This window comes from Burkholderia sp. Ac-20353 (assembly GCF_017104785.1).
Lineage (GTDB): Bacteria > Pseudomonadota > Gammaproteobacteria > Burkholderiales > Burkholderiaceae > Burkholderia.
In genome coordinates this window covers 109,403-128,608 of sequence record NZ_JAAGPL010000012.1, presented here as the reverse complement: position 1 = coordinate 128,608, position 19,206 = coordinate 109,403, and the positions used below count along the sequence as shown (strand labels likewise).

Annotated in this window: 13 protein-coding genes; 11 read left to right on the top strand and 2 right to left on the bottom strand. The window is 65.9% G+C overall.

The genetic code is table 11. The features are described 5' to 3' along the window. The 5 genes from G3N94_RS06210 to G3N94_RS06190 all read left to right on the top strand — a co-directional run. The coding region (locus G3N94_RS06210) for a hypothetical protein (RefSeq protein WP_205791219.1) at positions 1–259 on the top strand (259 nt) is incomplete at its 5' end. A gap of 31 nt (positions 260–290) precedes the next feature. After that, positions 291–1,268, top strand: a complete 978-nt coding sequence (locus G3N94_RS06205; RefSeq protein WP_205791218.1) for a YCF48-related protein — start codon at positions 291–293, stop codon at positions 1,266–1,268. 262 nt (positions 1,269–1,530) lie between these two features. Then, entirely contained in the window at positions 1,531–3,177 is a 1,647-nt protein-coding gene (locus G3N94_RS06200) for an ATP-dependent helicase (RefSeq protein ID WP_205791217.1), read from the top strand. Between the two features lie 130 nt (positions 3,178–3,307). Continuing rightward, positions 3,308–4,228 carry a 5'-nucleotidase gene (locus G3N94_RS06195; protein WP_205791230.1) on the top strand — a complete coding sequence of 307 codons (921 nt, stop codon included), beginning with the start codon at positions 3,308–3,310 and terminating at the stop codon, positions 4,226–4,228. A 151-nt stretch (positions 4,229–4,379) separates the two neighbouring features. Beyond that, positions 4,380–5,285, top strand: a complete 906-nt coding sequence (locus G3N94_RS06190) for a hypothetical protein (protein ID WP_205791216.1) — start codon at positions 4,380–4,382, stop codon at positions 5,283–5,285. Positions 5,286–5,374: 89 nt separating this feature from the next. Here G3N94_RS06190 and G3N94_RS06185 read toward each other — a convergent pair whose 3' ends face one another. Further along, a complete protein-coding gene (locus tag G3N94_RS06185) occupies positions 5,375–6,268 on the bottom strand; it encodes an AraC family transcriptional regulator (RefSeq protein ID WP_241021626.1) in 894 nt (297 codons plus the stop codon). Between G3N94_RS06185 and G3N94_RS06180 the strand changes: the two genes are divergently transcribed. Together G3N94_RS06180 and G3N94_RS06175 are read left to right on the top strand one after the other, a co-directional pair. Continuing rightward, complete coding sequence (locus G3N94_RS06180; RefSeq protein WP_205791215.1) at positions 6,267–6,410, top strand: hypothetical protein; 144 nt, start codon at positions 6,267–6,269, stop codon at positions 6,408–6,410. The two genes, G3N94_RS06185 and G3N94_RS06180, sit on opposite strands and share 2 nt — an antisense overlap. A gap of 315 nt (positions 6,411–6,725) precedes the next feature. Beyond that, complete coding sequence (locus G3N94_RS06175) at positions 6,726–7,787, top strand: WYL domain-containing protein (protein WP_205791214.1); 1,062 nt, start codon at positions 6,726–6,728, stop codon at positions 7,785–7,787. A 108-nt stretch (positions 7,788–7,895) separates the two neighbouring features. On the opposite strand, the gene G3N94_RS06170 is transcribed toward G3N94_RS06175, so the two are convergent. Next, a complete protein-coding gene (locus tag G3N94_RS06170; protein WP_346778654.1) occupies positions 7,896–8,426 on the bottom strand; it encodes a hypothetical protein in 531 nt (176 codons plus the stop codon). Between the two features lie 140 nt (positions 8,427–8,566). On the opposite strand from G3N94_RS06170, the gene G3N94_RS06165 reads away from it, so the two are divergent. From G3N94_RS06165 to recD, 4 genes are all read left to right on the top strand, one after another. After that, positions 8,567–9,319, top strand: a complete 753-nt coding sequence (locus G3N94_RS06165) for a hypothetical protein (RefSeq protein ID WP_205791213.1) — start codon at positions 8,567–8,569, stop codon at positions 9,317–9,319. Positions 9,320–9,605: 286 nt separating this feature from the next. Next, on the top strand, positions 9,606–13,265 hold the full coding sequence (recC, locus tag G3N94_RS06160; RefSeq protein ID WP_241021625.1) for an exodeoxyribonuclease V subunit gamma: 3,660 nt from the start codon (positions 9,606–9,608) through the stop codon (positions 13,263–13,265). Next, a complete protein-coding gene (gene recB, locus G3N94_RS06155) occupies positions 13,262–17,050 on the top strand; it encodes an exodeoxyribonuclease V subunit beta (protein WP_205791211.1) in 3,789 nt (1,262 codons plus the stop codon). Before recC ends, recB begins: the two co-directional genes overlap by 4 nt. Next, positions 17,047–19,182 carry an exodeoxyribonuclease V subunit alpha gene (gene recD / locus G3N94_RS06150; RefSeq protein ID WP_205791210.1) on the top strand — a complete coding sequence of 712 codons (2,136 nt, stop codon included), beginning with the start codon at positions 17,047–17,049 and terminating at the stop codon, positions 19,180–19,182. Before recB ends, recD begins: the two co-directional genes overlap by 4 nt. The last annotated feature ends 24 nt before the right edge of the window (positions 19,183–19,206 follow it).

The following is a 19,206-nucleotide window of genomic DNA, read 5'->3' as shown; positions in this document are numbered from 1 at the left end:
CGTACTTTGCGGTGCTGCAGCGGCATTTGCCCGACTCCATGGGCCGATCGCGAACGCGGCCGGGCCGATTCACACGATCCCGACCCATGCGGAACCCGCGGGCGCACGCACCGTTGCCGTCGACGAAGCGAACGTCGCGCCATCGTTGAACGACGGCAAAACTCGACGGCAGGCCCCGGCCACCGAGGTGTCGACCGTGTCGTCGACCGGCGCGCTCGGCGAGGCGAAGGCGGGTTGGGCCGTTTTGTTCAACCACTGAAGTCCGTGCACATCACGACAGAGATGCATCCATGATCAAGACTCTAGTTGCCTGTACCGCGCTCTGCGCGGCCGCGACCGCGTTCGCGCAACCACCAGGAACCGTTGCGGACTGGGCCGCAGTGCCGGCACATGCGTGGGCCGCACCGACCCACATGATGCTGATGGACGCGACGCGCGCCGGAAAACGCATCGTCGCGGTGGGCGAGCACGGCCTTGTGCTGCTGTCGGACGACGACGGCAAGTCGTTTCGGCAAGCCCATACCGTGCCGATTTCGGCAACGCTGTCGGCCGTCACGTTTGCCGATGAGCAGCACGGCTGGGCGGTCGGTCAATGGGGCACGATTCTCGCGACCCGCGACGGTGGGGAAACCTGGCAGAAGCAGCGCATGGACACGTCGGTTGACCAGCCGCTGTTCTCCGTGATTTTCACGAGCCCGCAGGACGGGATTGCAGTCGGCCTGTGGTCGCTGATGCTTGTGACGCACGACGGCGGCAAGACGTGGAACAAGCAGACGCTGCCGAAACCACCGGGTGGCGGGAAGGCGGACCGCAACCTGTACCACATCTTCTCGGACAGGACGAGCGCGCTGTACATCGTGTCGGAGCAGGGGACGGTGCTGAAATCGACCGACGGCGGTGCGAACTGGATGTACAGCGCGACGGGTGGCAAGGGCACGCTGTGGACGGGAGTGGCACTGCCCGACGGGCGGATCGTCGTGGCCGGGCTGCTGGGCAGCCTGTACCAGAGCAGCGACGGCGGTGCAACGTGGACGGCGCTGAACGCGGGCACGAAGAGCTCAATCACCGGTCTCGTTGCGACTGGAAAGGGACTGATGGGCGTCGGGCTCGACGGCCTTGTGTTTCGGCAACGCGAGGGCAGCGCGTCGTTCGAAGTGCATCAGCGTGACGATCGTGCGACACTCACCGCCGCACTGATCGACGGCGCCGGCAATCCGGTGCTGTTTTCGCAGGATGGGGTGCTCGACGCGCCCGGAGCGAAGCGATAGCTCATTACCCGGTTCCGGGCGTGTCAGCGTGCGGGGAGCCATCTAAAGATTCAACCGTCGTTGCCGATATCTGGACGTGGGCGAGTCTGGTTCCTCGACCGGTAAGCGTCGGCACATCTGCCCGACAGCGAATGCCGTGAACGGAAGCGATCGCATCGTTCGCCGATTCGCGAAAGCATGCGCCACGCGTCGGCCGACCCGACATCGCGCGAATGCTTGCGTCATCGCCAGGCCCGAACACGAATCGACAACCGGAAACAACATGGCCAACGTCTATCCCCCCCTTTCTGAAATCCACGTCGCGTCCGCGGGCGAGCATGCCGAGGTCGACGTGCTCAGGCAACTGGCCGACAAGCTTCCCGAGAGCTACGAACTGTTTCATGGCGTCGACTGGGCGCGCGCCGAGTCGCATCGCGACAGCCACGGCGAACTCGACATCGTGGTCGTCAATTCCGCCGGCGACATCGCCGTGCTCGAGGTGAAAGCCGGGGAAATCGAGACGAGCGCCGGCGCCATGTTCAAGCAGTACAGCGGACAAAGGAAGGACATCGGGCGGCAGGCCGGCTGGCAGTTCAACTCGATCCTGAAGCGCCTGAAAGCGGAAAATCTCGACGTGCGACTGCTGCATTGCCTCGTGCTGCCGCATTACCGTATCGCAGATGAAGGCACGATCGGCTATCCGCGCGAGCGTATTGCGGACGCGGACGACTGCACGGATCTGGCGGGCTTTGTCCAGCGCCGGCTCGGGGCGGGCCGGCACGATCCGGCAAAGGAACGGGTATGCGCGTTCCTGCTCGACCGCATGCCCGTCCAGCCCGACATTTCCGCGCAGGCGCGTGCGCTCCGGTTGCGTGTCGATGCGATCTCCGGCGGCTTGGCGAGATGGGTGCCTCGCATTCGCGTCGCGAGCGGCGTCGTGCATGTGCGGGCGACGGCCGGGTCCGGCAAAACGCAACTGGCGCTCGCGTTGCTGCGGCACGCGCATGTCGCGCGGAAGAACGCGGCCTATGTGTGCTTCAATCGTCCGCTCGCCGATCAGATGCGCGAGTTTGCGCCATCGGGCACCGAGGTCGCCAGCTTTCACCTGTTGTGCTGGGAGGCTGCGGATCGTCCGCGCATCCAGCCTGACTTCGACGCACTCGCGAAGCGTTACCTCGACGAGCGCGAGCGCGCGACGCCGGATCTCGACGTGCTAGTGATCGACGAACTGCAGGACATGCAGGCGGAGTGGGTACAGGCGCTGATTTCGCGCGTGCATGACGACGGGCACATTTACCTGCTCGACGACCCCGAGCAATGCGTTTATCCGGATCGTGCGCAGATCGAATTCGACAATGCAGTCGAGATTACCGCGCGTGAGAATTACCGGAGCCCGCGCAAGGTCGTCGAGGCCATCAACCTGTTCCAGCTGACCGACGAGCCGATCGCGCCGTGCGCGCCGCTGACCGGCGTGCCGCCGGAATTCACGGTCTATGGCCCCGGCAGCAAGAACATTGCGCGCGCGACGGCCGACGCCGTTCGCCGATGCCTGCAGCTCGGCTACTCGCTGCAGGATATCGTCGTGCTCTGCTGGCGCGGTCGCGACCATTCGGAACTGCTCGCCAATGACAGTCTCGCGGACTGGAAGCTCGCGAAATTCACGGGCGCATACGACGAGAACGGGCATCCGGTCTGCTCTGACGGCGAACTGACGATCGAGACCGTGCGCCGCTTCAAGGGCCAGTCCGCGCCGGCAATCGTGCTCACCGAGGTCGACTTCGACCAGACCGACACGCTGTGGTCGCGTTTGCTGTTCGTCGGCTTGACGCGGGCGCGCATGCACGTGGAAGTCGTGATCTCCGAGACGGCGGCACGGACGCTGGAGCAGCGCCTGGTTGAATCCGCAGTCGACGGAAGTCGCGACGCGTGATTCGGCGTATGAGCCGTCGTGTGATCCGGTCCGGACGATCGGCGTGTTGCAAGGGACGAGACCGATCGGTTTAACGCAAAGGCAACGCGAGCGCGGAACGGGACACGAAATGTCCCGCGTGCACCGTACGATGCGCGACGAACTGACCGGAGGTTCCGTGAACGCAATCGACAAGGTGACCATTGCGGTCTCCGCACGCGCGCTCTTCGATTTCGAGGAGGAAAACCGGGTGTTCCGCGAGGACGACCCGACTGACTATCGCGCGCTCCAGGCGGCGCGGCTCGACGTGCCGGCAAATCCAGGCGCCGCCTTTGCGCTCGTGCGCAAGCTGCTCGCGTTCAACGACAGCGGGCGGGAAGACGTCGAGGTTGCGATTTTGTCACGCAACGATCCGGTCACTGGCTTGCGCGTGTTCACGTCGGCCCGGCATCACGGCCTCTCGATCGGACGCGCGATCTTCACGAGCGGCACCGCGCCGCATCGCTACCTCGGACCGATGGTCGCGAGCCTCTTCCTGTCCGCGCACGCATCCGACGTTCGGGCCGCAACGGCGGCCGGATTTCCGGCGGCGCGGGTCTATCCGGCGTCAGCCGTCACGTCGGCGCCGGACGACAACGTATTGCGTATCGCGTTCGACGGCGATTCGGTTCTGTTCAGCGACGAGGCGGAGCGCGTGTTTCGCCTGATGCGGCTCGAGCAGTTCATCGCCCACGAGGTTTGCCATGCGCGCACGCCGCTGCCGCCGGGGCCGCTCAAGCCGTTTCTCGATGCGCTGTGCCGGCTGCGCGCGCGTCGCGGCTCGCCGGTTTCGGTGCGGACCTCGCTGGTGACGGCCCGCAGCGCGCCCGCGCATGAACGCGCGATTCGCACGCTGATGGCCTGGGGCGTGACCATCGACGAGGCGATGTTTCTCGGCGGCCTGCCCAAGGCGCCTTTCCTCGCCGAATCCCGGCCCGACATCTTCTTCGACGACCATGTGCGCAATTGCGAACCTGCTTCGCGGCACGTGACGACAGGGCATGTGCCTTACGGGATCAACAACGAGGCGTAGCGCGCGCGGCACCGGACGCTGTCTCGGTCAGATCGGTCATCCACCAGTTCAATCTTCAACGGGAACGGGTCCTGGCGCCAAACGCGGCGGCCTCTGACAAACTCACGGTAGTTCACTTATCATCCATCGTCCTCAAACGCCACATCCCCCCATGAAAAAGGTACTGAAAGCCATCTCCGCAATCTGTGCATCATGCATGGTTGCTGCGTGCGGTAACCTGCAAGTCGTCAAGCCCGCACAATTTCCGGCGCAATTGTCGGGCTCGACCGTCGAGTTGAGCAGTGAGCGGCCAGCAAGGAGCGCCGTTGCGCCGCGTTCATACGAAGTACCTGGCCACTCGATGTTTTTCCAGCAATCCTCTGGCGGTAGCGTAGCGGTTGGATTGTTACTGGGGCCGCTTGGCGTAATCGCCAACAGAATCAACATCGACCGTCTGACGGATTTGATGGGGAAGTCCGGCGCCCAATCCAGTCTGTATGCCATCGATGCCCTGACGGAAGCCCGGACGGTTTGGAAAACAGCCAATCCGAAATCCGCGGATGTACCCGCTACGACCGGAAAATTGATCGTTCAGCCCTATATCACGCTGTTTACGCTGGATGAAAAGTCGGGGATCTTTGTCGTCGTATCGGCTCGCGTTGAATCCGATCAGCTCGCGGCGGACGGAAATACGAAGGCATGGGTCGGCTTGTACAACTATGTCGTGGACGGCACGCTTCCTGTCACCGCGCTGCAGGCTTCGATATCACAAGAGGACATGGACAAGTATCGTGCGTCGATCAGAGCAGGGTATTCCGAAATACGTGCTGAAATTGAGTCCGATCTGAAAGGCGGAAAGCCGCCAAAAAGACAAATTGCGTGGGTGAAATCTCCAGTTCTAGGTGTAGGGTTGCCCGGCGATGTTGAAAGAAGTCCGTCCGGCCGTCTATCGCTTCGAGTCAGCGCGAAGAATATGGGACTCGCCACCGACCCGCTGTTCTCCTATAGCGTGTATGTGTTCCCTTCGGCGAATGAGTACTCGTTTGAAAATGGCCCGGTCGACCGTGAGGAAAAATAGGTAGTCGTTGGGCGTACCGGCTTGTGCTTCGTCGCACGCCGGCACGACATCAACGATGCCGCCGGCGCGCGGCCTTCATTCGCTTCGCATCAGCGGCGGCCGCCAGATTCGCCGGGCAAACAGGACTCGTGCGCGTTGCTTGCGCTGTCGAGCGCCCCCGCACGCTTGCCTGCGCTCGAATGTGCTCGCCGATACTCGATCGGAGTCTGGCCGAAGTGCTGGCGAAACAGACGCGCGAGGTACTCGCCGCTCCCAAGCCCGCACCGCCGCGCGATCGAGTCTGCCGGAAGTCCCGTGCATTCAAGCATCGTGCACGCGCGCGCCAGCCTGACATGCATCAGATAGGCGCTCGGCGTCTTGCCGATCTCGCGCGCGAAGTGGCGCAGCAGCGTGCGTTCGCTCATCGCGACGAGGTCGGCGGCCTGGCGCATCTTGACGGGCTTGTCGTAGTTGAGCGCAATCCAGTCGGTCACATGCTGCATTTTGTCCGACATGGGCCGCTCGTTCAGCGGAATATTCATTGCGACGGATTTGATCGGCCCGCCATTGCGGCCAAGATTGTCAGTCATCGGCTGCGCTCGCCGAGAGTTGCTCGACGGATTTGCTTCGCAATCCGTATCGTTGTTCGGGAGGCGGTTCCAGGCCGGAAACGTCGAGAACCGCATGTCCGAGGTGAATGGCATCGAGAATATCGTCCTGTCGTTGTCGAGCAGGTATTGTCGACACTCGTCAGGACATACCGTGTCCTGATGCCGGATGTGGTTCTGCATCACCGGCGGCGGCGTGACATCGCGCCTCCTGGTAGCAGTTCCGGTCGGAACCCGAATGCCGGAACGAGACCTGCACCTCGACAACAGTATCGCCCGCCCATCGCGACACGAAATGTCGCGACGGGCGGCTATCCTCCAACCGGATTCACCGCAACACGCTTGCGCGACCCGCGCCAGCGAAACACGCATGCACAGCAACGGAGAGATCATCATGCTGAACAATAATTCACCGCTCGAAAGCCTGGCCGCATTTGCCATCACGTTCGCGGTCGGGGTACTTTCGACGGTCGCGTTGGGCAAGTACATCGAGAAAGTGCGCCGCGATGCCGCGAACGGTGCATCACACGCGGCCTGACCGCCCGGTCGATGTCCGCACCATGCCCATTCCCGCCCGCCCGATCAGGATGACCTGCCGCGCGTGCGGCTGGCATCGCGTTTTCCGGCCGCGAAGCGACGTGATCATCGTTCCGCCCGAATGTCCAGCATGCGGCAGCGCCGACCTGGACATCCGTCCGGCCGGTCCGCTCGACTCGCCGTCTTCGCTGCTCGACCATCTGCTGCGTTGCCTGAGGCGCTTGCCGCGCACGAGGCGTTGACGTGACGCCCTCAAGAATATCCATCGCCGGTCGATATACCGAGATCGACTCTTTGCGAGCAACGCTTACCCGTCATGTCCGATCTCGATCGCGAAATCATGCGCGTGCTGCCCGACGCGGCGACGCACAACGACTACATCAGCACCCCCGACATTCATCGGTGGCTTTCCCAGACCACGCTGGACACGCCAACCGTCAGGACGATCAACCGGCGCCTCGCGAAGCTCGAGCAAGACGGGCTCGTCGAAGTGCTGGAGCGCGGCACGGCGCTGGTGTGGCGCAAGAAAGCCGGTGCGAGCGGCATGGCCGCGAAGGCAGGCTCGATGATGACGTTCGACGAGGCGCTCGCGCTGCAGACCTTGCGGCGCTTTTCGTCGCGACAGATTCCGGAGCTGGTGGCCGAATCGCTGTCGCCGATGTTCAGCGTCGCCGAGACACGGCTGAAGCGGACGAGCAATGAAACCGAGCGACGTTACTCGCGCTGGGCGAGCAAGGTCGCGGTCGAAAGCGGCGGCTTCGCGCTGCATTATCCGGTCATCGACCGGGAACTGTTCGCGATCGTGTCGCGCGCGCTTTTCGAAGAACGCAAGCTCGAAATCGTCTACCGCCCGCGCCACAACACCGACAACGACCGCGCAAAGGTCATCCTGCCGCTCGGGTTCGTCGAGGTCGGCGGGCTCGTGTACCTGGTGGGCGGCACGCCGGGCAGGGCCGAACCGACGATGTACCGGATGGATCGCTTCACGCGCGCCAATGCGCTGCTCGAAACCTTCGACTATCCGTCGACCTTTTCGCTCGATGACTATGTGAAGCAGCAGCGTCGCTTCGATTTCATGGTCGAGAAGGAGGTGACGCTCAAGCTGAAGTTCGTCGAAGGGGCAGGCGAGCATCTGCTCGAAGCGCCGATGGCGAAGGATCAGGCGCACACGCGCAAGGGCGACGCGCTGTTCATTCACGGCACGGTGCTGTTGAGCCAGCGGTTGCGGTGGTGGCTGCGCTCGTTCGGGCCGAACGTCGAGGTGCTTGCGCCGGCCGGCTTGCGCGCCGAATTCGTGAAGGAGGCGGGCGAACTGGCCCGCATGTACGGCAAGTCGGCGCCCCCCGGCCGCGCCGACGCAGCCGGGCGGCCGGAATGACTGCGTAGCGCGCCGCGGCATTCGCGGCAAGTCGACACGATCGGGCGGGGTGCGACGTCCCGCCCGCGACTGTCGTCCGACTGCCGCACGACCGCAGCCCGACGTCGCTCAGGCCAGGTCCAGTTGACCTGCGATGAGGCGCATGAGCGTGCGTCGTACCGGCGTCTGCGTTTCCCGACGCGGCGCCGCGCACGCTGCGATCAGCTGGCCAAGCCGTGCGAGCGCGGTAGCCGGCGGCAACGCGCCGGCAACGACCCAGTGCCCGATGCGCTCGTCCGGCATCTGATCCGCGTCGCCGATCAGAAGTGCGAGCTCGGTGCCGCACGCCGCGAGCGACTGCCTCAGCGCATAGTTCGCACCCACGCTGTTCCAGCAAAACTGACCGCGTGCTCCCGGCGCCGGTTTGACGATGTGAACCACGATATCCGCGCCGGGCGCCCGTCGATCGGCCGCGATCCCCCACTCGATCGTGCGATCCAGCGTGGGCAGCGCATGGATCCACGATTCGACGGTGCGTGCATCGAATCCCCACGGGCGCAATGCGATGCGCAGCGGTGCGCGTTCGTTGCGGTGGCAACGAGCGAGTCGCGCCATGTCGGCGCGCTCGACACTCGCCGGTTTCGTCATGCGGGTATTCACGTGTGCATCTCCTGTTCCTGACTCTGACGGACAGTGTGCGACGCGCTTGCGACATACGTTGTCGCAAGCGAAACATTCGCTTGCGAGACAGCGATTGTCCTGACCGTGAGGCATCATGCAACGAAGCAAAAGGAGTCGCGATGAAGGAACTGACGCTTTACCCGGGCGGAACGCTCGAATACGTGCAGTGGGAGCAGGACGAAGACGCCGAAGAAGGGGCCTACGTACCGGTCGATGTGTCGAACAGTGCGGCCGCGTACGCGATGGAACCCGTGCGCTTCGTCGGCGAGATTTGCGTGCGGGACATTTTTGCGCTGCTTGACCACAATCCGGCTCTGGTCGAGATGTTCCGGCGCTTGTATTCGGCCGAATACCTGCAGGAGGCCCGCCACGGTCATGCGGTTCCGTACACGGGCGAGTACGACCCGGACGGTATCGAATACCTCGAGCTGTTCCATGACTGGGAGCTGGACCCGCAAACAAACGCACTGGATGGCATTCATCGGCTGTGGGTATGCGGAGTGGGATACGAACTGCAGGACGATGTACTGCAGGACGGGCATCTCCGCTATGCGAAGGGAACCCGCATCCGCTGGGCAGTCGCGTACTCGCCGCTTGGCCAGATCATCAATCTTCCGCTGCGCGTCAACCCCGACGTCAACGTGACCGACAGCCGCGACGTCACGAAGACGCTTCATGCGTTCCGGGCGCCGCATCCGACACTCCTGCAGGTCATTCATGCGGTGCTGTGGGAATTGTCCTGGGCCGGCAGCCCGCAGCAGACGGAGGAATTCGTCGCATTGCTGCGGGCAGCGGACGATGACATAAACGCAGCCGAGCCGGTTCCGGCGGACGAATTCATCCGGATGCTCGGACGGACGCAGGAAGACTAGAAGCGGCCGGCATCCCTGCGCTGGCAACAGGCGCCGAGCACAACCCGCATTAAAGAATTCGCGGCGCCTGCCGTCAATTCGTTCGCGGCGCTTCGAACGCGCACCGTCCGCACCGTCGTCTCGCACCGGCCGTTGGCCAGCCCTGCCAGGCCGATCCCGCGCCGCGGTGTGTCGATGGACGCGCGCTGCACGCCTCAATTCAAGACCACGCGTCATTCGCGACCGGATCGTGGCGACGTGTCGATCACGTCAGCCGCGCCGTTCGCCAGCGCTCATGGAGCCATCCTTGATTTCGAATTTGATTTCCCCGGCGCTGATGCTGATCCATGGCAACCGATCCGAGCGGCTGCGCGAGCTGCTCGTCGAATGGATCAAGCATTACCCGCTCGCCCCGCTCGAGAGCGAAACGATTCTCGTCCAGAGCAACGGCATCGCGCAGTGGCTGAAGCTCGCGCTTGCCGCCGATCGCGATCCGGCAACCGGCGAAGGCGGCTGCGGGATCGCCGCCGCGCTCGATGTCTCGCTGCCGTCACGTTTCGTCTGGCAGGCATATCGCGCGGTGCTGGGCGCAGACTCGGTTGCCGAAGTGTCGCCGTTCGACAAGTCGCGGCTCGTGTGGCGCCTGATGCGCGTGTTGCCCGCACTGGTCGACCGTCCCGCGTTCGCGCCGCTCAGGCGCTTCATCAGCGACGACGACGATCGGCGCAAGCGGTTCCAGCTCGCCGAGCGCCTCGCGGACCTGTTCGACCAGTATCAGATGTATCGCGCCGACTGGCTGGCGCGCTGGGCGGACGGCGACGCGGTCGTGCTCGATGCGCATGGCGGGGAACAGGCATTGCCCGACGAGCAACGCTGGCAGTCCGCGCTGTGGTACGAACTGGTGAACGACGTGGCGGGGGTGCCGGGCGGTGTCGCGTCCCCGGAGATTTCGTCGAGAGGCGGGCGGGCTGCGGTGCACGCAGCGTTCATGAACAGGATCGCAAACTGGGACGAAGACGGGGGCAAGAACCGGCGCCCGACGGGCATTCCGCGGCGCATCGTGATCTTCGGCATTTCGAGCCTGCCGCACCAGTTGCTCGAAGCGTTGGCCGCACTCGCGCGCTGGAGTCAGGTGATGATGTGCGTGGCCAATCCGTGCGCGCATTACTGGGCCGACATCGTGCCGGACCGCGACCTGCTGGGCCGGCACCAGTCGCGTCAGCAGCGGCGCGCGGGCATGCCCGCCGAGCTCGACCTCGACACGCTCCACTTGCACGCCCATCCGCTTCTCGCGTCGTGGGGCAAGCAAGGGCGCGACTTCATCGGGCTGCTCGACGAGTTCGACAGCGCCGATGCGCGCGAGCACTACGGTCCGCAATTCGTGCGCATCGGCCAGCGCATCGACCTGTTCGAGCCGCGCGACGCGTCGACGCTGCTGCAGCAGTTGCAGGACGATATCCGCGATCTGCGCCCGCTGCGCGAGACCCGGGACGAGTGGCCGGCCATCGATCCGGCGACGGACGAATCGATCCGCTTTCACGTCGCGCACAGTGCGCAGCGCGAAGTCGAGATCCTGCACGACCAGCTGCTCGCGGCGTTCAATGCGGACCCGAGCCTGCTGCCTCAGGACATCGTCGTGATGGTGCCGGACATCGAAGCCTACGCACCGCACGTGCAGGCCGTGTTCGGCCTGCTCGACCGAAGCGACCCGCGCCACATCCCGTTCAGCGTGGCCGATCGCGGTCAGCGCAAGGCCGATCCGCTCATCGGCGCGCTCGACATGCTGCTCGGGCTGCCGAATTCGCGCGTCGCCGTCAGCGATCTGCTCGACCTGCTCGACGTGCCGGCGCTGCGCACGCGCTTCGGTATCGATGAAGCCGACCTGCCGAAACTTCGTACGTGGATTCGCGGCGCCAATATCCGCTGGGGCTTGCACGCGGAGCAGCGCGCGAGCCTCGGGTTGCCGCTCGACGAGCAGGCCGCGGCGCCCCATACCTGGGCGTTCGGCCTGCGACGCATGCTGCTCGGCTATGCGGTCGGCAGCGAAGCCGGCGCGTGGCACGACATCGAACCGTTCGACGAGGTGGGCGGACTCGACGCGGCGCTGCTCGGGCCGCTGGTCAGGCTGATCGATGCGCTCGACCACGCGTGGCGCACGCTCGCCGAGCCGGCGACCGTCCCGGACTGGTGCGAGCGGCTGCGCGCGTTGAAGCAGACGTTCTTCAGCGCGCACGACGGTGACGACGCCTATACGCTCGCGCGTCTCGACAACGTGCTGCAGACCTGGCTCGATGCATGCACCGAGGCTCGCCTGGACGACGTGCTGCCGCTGTCCGTCGTCAGCGACTACTGGCTGGGCCAGCTGGACGAGGGTGGGCTCTCGCAGCGCTTCTTCGCGGGCGCGGTGACGTTCGCGACATTGATGCCGATGCGTGCGATTCCGTTCCGTCGCGTGTGCCTGCTCGGCATGAACGACGGGGACTATCCGCGTGCGCGCGTGCCGATGGATTTCGACCTGATGCGACTGCATTACCGGCCGGGCGACCGCTCGCGTCGCGAGGACGACCGGTATCTGCTGCTCGAGGCGCTGCTGTCGGCGCGCGACCATCTTCACGTGTCGTGGGTCGGGCGCAGCATTACCGATAACGGCGTGCGGCCGCCGTCGGTGCTGGTCGGCCAGTTGCGCGACCATCTCGCCGCCGGGTGGCGTCTCGCCGGTGCGAGCGGCGGTGGTCACGATGCACATGATTCACTCGATGCCCTTGTCCGTGCACTGACGGTCGAGCATCCGCTGCAGCCGTTCAGCGTCGCGTATTTCCCGCCCGTCGCGAACGCGTCGGCGCTGTTCACGTACGCCGCCGAATGGCGCGACGCGCCGCTCGCGGGCGGCAATCCCGCGCCGTCAGTGGCGGCGCACGTGCCGGCAATCGTCCGCGACGATCCGTTGTCGCTTCGCGAACTCGCGGATTTCCTGAAGAATCCGGTCAAGACCTTTTTCAGTCAGCGCCTGCGCGTGGCGCTGGACATCGAAGAGTCCGCCGTCGACGACGAGGAGCCGTTCGAGCTCGATTCGCTCGACACGTGGAAGCTGCAGGACGAGCTGATCGGCGTGCAGGCTGCCGAAATGCACGACGACGACGCGATCGTCGCCGCGCGCGACGCGTGCATGGCCGCGATCCGGCGGCGCGGTGACGTCGTGCCGGGTGGCTTCGGCGATCTCGCGAGCGCAGCGTTGCTCGAGCCGATGGACGACCTGTTCGCCGCCTACCGCGAACAACTCGCACGATGGCCGGTGGCCGTCGACGGTGAATTCGAGGTCGCGTTTCAGATCGCAGGCGAAAGCCAGGCGCCTGGCCTCGCCGACTGGCTCGGTCAATGGCGCACCGACAGCGAAGGCAAGCGTGCGCGACTGTTGCTCGAGACGAGTGCGCTCGTCGACAACAAGAGCGCGTACCGATACGACAAGCTGGTCGGACATTGGGTCCGGCATCTGGCCGCGAATCTCGCGGGCCAGTCGGTGACGACCATGATCGTCAGCAAGAAGGGCAGTGTCGAGTTCAGACCGCTCGCCGGCGGCGAGGCCGAAGTGCATCTTGCAGCGTTGCTGCATGCGTGGGAGGCCGGGATGCGCGAGCCGTTGCCGCTCGCGGCAGCGACGGCTTTCGCGTGGCTGCTCCAGTGCTTCGGCAAGGACGGCAACGGCCCGGCGTCGGAAGAAACGCGCGCCGCCGCCGTGAAAGCCGCGCGTTCGAAGTACGAGGGCGACGCATACAACAAGGGCGAAGTCGGCAAGAGCGCGAGCCTGGGCCGCGCGTTTCCGGATTTCGACGCGTTGACCGCGGACGGCCGGTTCGACGCGCTGGCCGAGTCCTTGCTGTTGCCGATGCTGCGCGCAATCGTCAGGAAGGAAAAAAGAGAAACGAAGAAGAAAAAGGCCGCGCCCGACGCGGCAGGAGCTAACGAATGAACGCGCCGATGCCAACCCCGACCCAAGCGCCACAGCCGCTCGACCCGCTGCGCTTCCCGCTGTCCGGCCGCAGCCTGATCGAAGCCAGCGCCGGCACGGGCAAGACCTTTACGATCGCGATGCTGTACGTGCGTCTGGTGCTCGGACACGAGCCGTCGGATGCGCAACCGAAACCGCTGACGCCGCCCGAAATTCTCGTCGTCACGTTCACGGACGCCGCGACCAAGGAGTTGCGCGACCGGATCCGCGCGCGGCTGAACGAGGCCGCGGCCTGTTTCCAGGTCGCGCCCGATGCGGTGAAACCGCTCAATGCCGGCAAGACGGACCTGCTCCACACGCTGCGCAGCGAATATCCGCCCGCGGACTGGCCCGCATGTGCACGCCGGCTGCAGCTCGCGGCCGAATGGATGGACGACGCGGCTGTTTCGACGATCCACGGCTGGTGCAACCGCATGTTGCGCGAACACGCGTTCGACAGCGACAGCCTGTTCAGCCAGACGCTCGAAACGGACCAGGGCGAACTGCTGGCCGAGGTCGTGCGGGACTACTGGCGCACGTTCATGGCCCCCCTCGACGTGAGCGATGCAGCGGCCGTTGCGAAGTGGATTCCAGGCCCCCGCGCATTGCAGGCGCAACTGCGCAACCTGCTGGCACTCGCGTCGCAGTTGCCGGCCGCTGCCGCGCCCGAAGCGTCGCTGAAGGCGTCGCGCGACGAGCGCGCCATTTGCCTCGCACGCATCAAGGCGCCGTGGCATGCGTGGCCTGCCGGGATGACGGCCGTGCTCGATCACGCGCGGGATCAAGAGCATTTCAGACGCTCGAACATGCGCAAGGGCGACTGTGACCGCTGGACCGACGCGCTGCGGGAATGGGCCAACGATCCGGCAAGCGAGAAGCCGTCGCTCAATAGCGGCTGGACCAAGCTGACGCCGGGCGGACTCAAGGACGCGTGCGTGGAAGGCGCACCCGTTCCAGCGCATCCCGGGTTCGTCGCGCTCGAGACGCTGAACGCCGAACTCGACGTGCTGCCGACGGCCCGCGCCGCCGTGCTGTCGCATGCCGCGCAATGGGTGGCCGAGCGCTTTGCGGCGGAACAGGCCCGCCGCGCGCAAATGGGTTTCGACGACCTGCTGACACGCCTCGACGCGGCGCTGCACGGCCCGAACGGCAAGCGTCTGGCGGAAGTGATTCGCCAGCAGTTTCCGGTCGCGCTGATCGACGAGTTTCAGGACACCGATCCCGTCCAATACCGCATCTTCGACGCCGTGTACCGCGCGGACGCCGACACCCCGTGGCGCGCGCTGATCCTGATCGGCGATCCGAAGCAGGCCATCTACGCGTTTCGCGGCGCGGATCTCCATACGTATCTCGCCGCACGGCGCTCGTGCGACGGCCGGCTCCATACGCTCGCGAAGAACTTCCGCTCGAGCGACGCCATGGTCGACGCGACGAACCACTGCTTCGATGTGGCGGAAACGCGCGCCGGCGAAGGCGCATTCCTGTTCCGGCGCAATGGCGACAACCCCGTGCCATTCTCCGCCGTCAGCGCGCAAGGCCGTGCCGACACGTTCGTCATGAACGGCGCCGCGCCGCGGGCGTTGACCGCCTGGTGGTTGCCGCCCGCCGATGACGGCAAGCCGACGAGCAAGACCGCGTATCTGGAACGAATCGCGGCGAGTTGCGCGACGGAGATGGTGCGCCTGCTCAACCTGGGTCAACGTGGCGACGCGGGGTTTGCCCGCGACGACGGACTGCAGCCGCTGCGGCCCGCCGACATCGCGGTGCTCGTCAACAACCGCGGCGAGGCCGACGCGATCCGCGGCGCGCTGGCCGCGCGCAATGTGCGATCGGTCTATCTGTCCGACCGGAGTTCCGTGTTCCAGAGCGCGCAGGCGGCCGAGTTGCAGCACTGGCTCGCCGCGTGTGCGGATCCCGACGACGGACGGCTCGTGCGCACCGCACTCTCGACGGCCACGCTCGGGTTGAGCTGGGCGGCGCTCGACGCGCGCTTCGGCAACGAGATCGCGTGGGAGGCGTGCGTGCTGCAGTTCCGCGGCTATCACGAATGCTGGCGACGTCAGGGCGTGCTGCCGATGCTGCGCCGGTTCCTGAACGATTTCGGCGTGCCCGCGCGCCTGCTCGGCACGCATGCGGACGGCCGCCAGGGTGTGGCGGGCGGCGAGCGCATCCTGACGGATCTGCTGCATCTGGCCGAGCTGCTGCAGCAGGCGAGCGCGATGATCGACGGCCTGCATGGGCAGATTCGTTACCTCGCCGACCAGCGTGCCGCGTCGGACGAAAGCGATGCAGGCAGCGACACGGTTCAGACGCGCCTCGAGAGCGACGGCGATCTCGTCAAGGTCGTGACGATCCACAAATCGAAGGGGCTCGAATATCCGCTCGTGTTCCTTCCGTTCGCGTGCGCGCACCGCCCGGCGAAAACGACGGACATGCCGCTCAAATGGCATGACGAACACGACGCGCTGCGCGTGTCGCTGGACAGCGAAAGCGACGTGGTCGACAGGGTCGATCGCGAACGCCTCGGCGAGGATCTGCGCAAGCTCTACGTGGCGCTGACCCGCGCCTGTCACGCGACGTGGATCGGCATGGCGCCACTCGACGAACTCGAACGCACGGCGATCGGCTACCTGATCTGCGGAACGGAGCCGCTCGCGGCCGGCGAGCTGGAAAGCCGTCTGCAAACGGTGCTCGGTGCATCGGCGGCTATCGCCGTCGTTCCCGCGCCGGATCCCGGCGACGAACGATTCGCGCCGCGTGCCGAAGAAGCACGCCACGGCGCCGCGCGGCAGTCGGCGCGCGTGGTGCGCGAACCGTGGTGGATCGCCAGCTATTCGAGTCTCCGGACGACCGGGCAAAGCCATCGCGAGCACACCGCGCCGGACACGCCGGGCGAAGACGGGTTCAACGAGGCGAGCGATGCCGAGCGCGATGTCGACGACGAACAGGCTGCGCAAGCGCTGCGCGATGCGCTGATGTCGCAGGCGAACGCCAGCACGCTGCACGATTTCCCGCGCGGATCGGAGCAGGGCAGCTTCCTGCACGATCTGCTCGAGTGGGCTGCAGCACACGGTTTCGCACGGGTCGCTGACGATCGCGACGCGCTGCGCGAAGTGGTTGCGCGACGCTGCAGCGTGCGCGGCTGGGCGCGCTGGATCGAACCGCTGACCGATTGGGTCACGCAAATCGTGTCGACGCCGTTCGTGCTGACGGGCGGGCACGGGATCGAGCCGACGTCGATTGCGCTGTCGGCGCTTTCGACGTCGGTCAGTGAAATGGAGTTCTGGTTCGCGGCGCAGCACGTCGATACGGCAGCGCTCGACCGGCTCGTGTGCGCACACACGCTGGACGGGGCCGAGCGTCCGCCGCTCGAGCCCGCGACGCTGAACGGGATGCTGAAGGGCTTCATGGATCTCGTGTTCGAGCACGAGGGCCGCTATTACGTTGCCGATTACAAGTCGAACTGGCTGGGCGCCGACGATACGGGCTATACGACGGAGAAGATCCGCGCGCAGATGCTGCGTTCGCGCTACGAGCTTCAATACGTGCTGTATCTGCTCGCGCTGCATCGCCTGCTGAAGGCGCGGCTGCCGGATTACGACTATGACGAGCATGTCGGCGGCGCGATCTACCTGTTCCTGCGCGGCCTGAATGCGTCGACCCAGGGCGTATACGCCGAGCGGCCGCCGCGCGAGCTGATCGAACGGCTGGACGCGCTCTTTGCGGGCACAGCCGACATCCAACATCCTGAAACGGAAGTCCAATGAACGCGACGTTTTCCGATGCGCCGGTTGTGGCGCGTCACGACCGGGCCTCCCGCGAGCAGATGGCGCAGTTGCTTGCCGAATGGGTCGCATGCGGGTGGTTGCGTGAGGTCGATGCGGCGTTCGCGCGTTTCCTGGCGCGCGAGGCACCGGATGCGCATGCGCTGCTGCTGCTCGCCGCCGCGCTTGCGAGCCACCAGCTGGGGCGCGGTCACGCGTGTCTCGATCTGCAAGCGACGCTCGCCGATCCGGCCTTCGTCCTGTCGCTGCCGCCCGACGGCCTTGCGCCGCGCGATACCGATGTCGATGCCGAGGCAGCCGCCGTGCTTCCGTCGCACGTGTTGGCCGGTGTCACGCTCGCGCACTGGCAGGCCGCGCTTGAGCACGGCGATCTCGTCGGCGACGGGGCCGGCGCGACGCCGCTGGTGCTGACGGGCACGCGCCTGTACTTGCGCCGTTACTGGCAGTATGAGCAGAGCGTGTGCAGCACGCTCGACGAACGCCTCGCGATGTCGGCGCAGCTCGCCGATGCATTGCCCGACGACCGGCTGCGCGATGCGCTTCGCACGCTGTTCCCGCCTCGACAAGCGCAAGCCGGCGAGGCTCGCGAGCCGCGCGCCGACTGGCAGAAACTCGCATGCGCGCTCGCTGCGCGCAGCGCGTTCAGCGTCATCACGGGCGGCCCCGGCACGGGCAAGACGACAACGGTCGTCAAGCTGCTCGCGTTGTTGCAATCGCTCGCGCTGATGGCCGGCAGCGACGGGCGAGCATTGCGTATTCGTCTCGCGGCGCCCACCGGCAAGGCCGCCGCGCGCCTGAACGAATCGATCGCGGGGGCGGTCGCGCAACTGCCGCTTGACGACTTCCCGCACGGCGACGCGGTCCGCGCGGCGATTCCTGTATCCGTGACGACGCTGCATCGGCTGCTCGGCACGCGACCCGACTCGCGGCGCTTCCGGCATCACGCGGGCAATCCGCTATCGCTCGACGTGCTCGTGATCGACGAAGCGTCGATGGTCGACCTCGAAATGATGCACGCGGTGCTGTCGGCACTGCCCCCGCGCGCTCGGCTGATCCTGCTCGGCGACAAGGACCAGCTCGCGTCGGTGGAGGCGGGCGCGGTGCTCGGCGAGCTGTGTCAGCGCGCGCGTGCAGGACATTACATGCCGCAGACGCAAGCCTGGCTGCAGCAGGTGACAGGTGAACAGGTCGGCGAAGATCTCGTCGATCCGGCCGGCAGTGCGCTCGATCAGTCGATCGCGATGCTGCGTTTCAGCCACCGTTTTTCGGAGAAAAGCGGCATCGGCAAACTGGCAGAGGCCGTCAACCTGGGCAAGCCGGCCGAGGTCGCCAAGGTATGGGCGCACGGTTACGCCGATCTCGCGTTGCTCGACTGCTCGGAGAAGAACGACGCGGCGCTCGGCGCGCTGGTCGTGGACGGCGTCACCGGTGACGCTGCCGACAGCGGACCAATCGACGGGAACGGGCGGCATGGCTATCGCCACTACTTGCAGACGCTCCGCCATCAGAAGCCGTCATTCGGTGCGGACCCGGCCAGCTTCGACCGGTGGGCGAACGCGGTGCTCGCTGCGCATGGCGAATTCCAGCTTCTGTGTGCATTGCGCCGCGGCCCGTGGGGCGTCGAAGGGCTGAACCGGCGCGTCGAGCGTCTGCTTCATGCGGCGAACCTGATTGCACCCGCCGGCGAATGGTATCTGGGGCGCCCGGTGCTCGTCACGCGCAACGACTACGAGCTCGGCCTGATGAACGGCGACATCGGCATCACGCTCGCGCTTCCCGCGCCGGACGGCGAGATGCGCCTGCGTGTCGCATTTTCGGCGGGCGACGGATCGGGGCGGATCAAGTGGGTGCTGCCGAGCCGTCTGCAGGCCGTCGAGACCGTGTTCGCGCTGACCGTGCACAAATCGCAAGGCTCGGAGTTTGCGCACGCGGCGCTGGTTCTGCCCGACACGCTGAGCCCCGTGCTCACGCGAGAACTCGTGTATACGGGCATCACGCGCGCACGCCGGTTTCTGACGATCGCGAGCGCGGGCGGGCGATCGATCATCGAGCAGGCGGTGCAGAAGCGCGTGCTGCGCGCGAGCGGGCTGTCGGCCGGGTTCGATGTGCGCTGATAACCATTCCAATCGTTGAGGAAA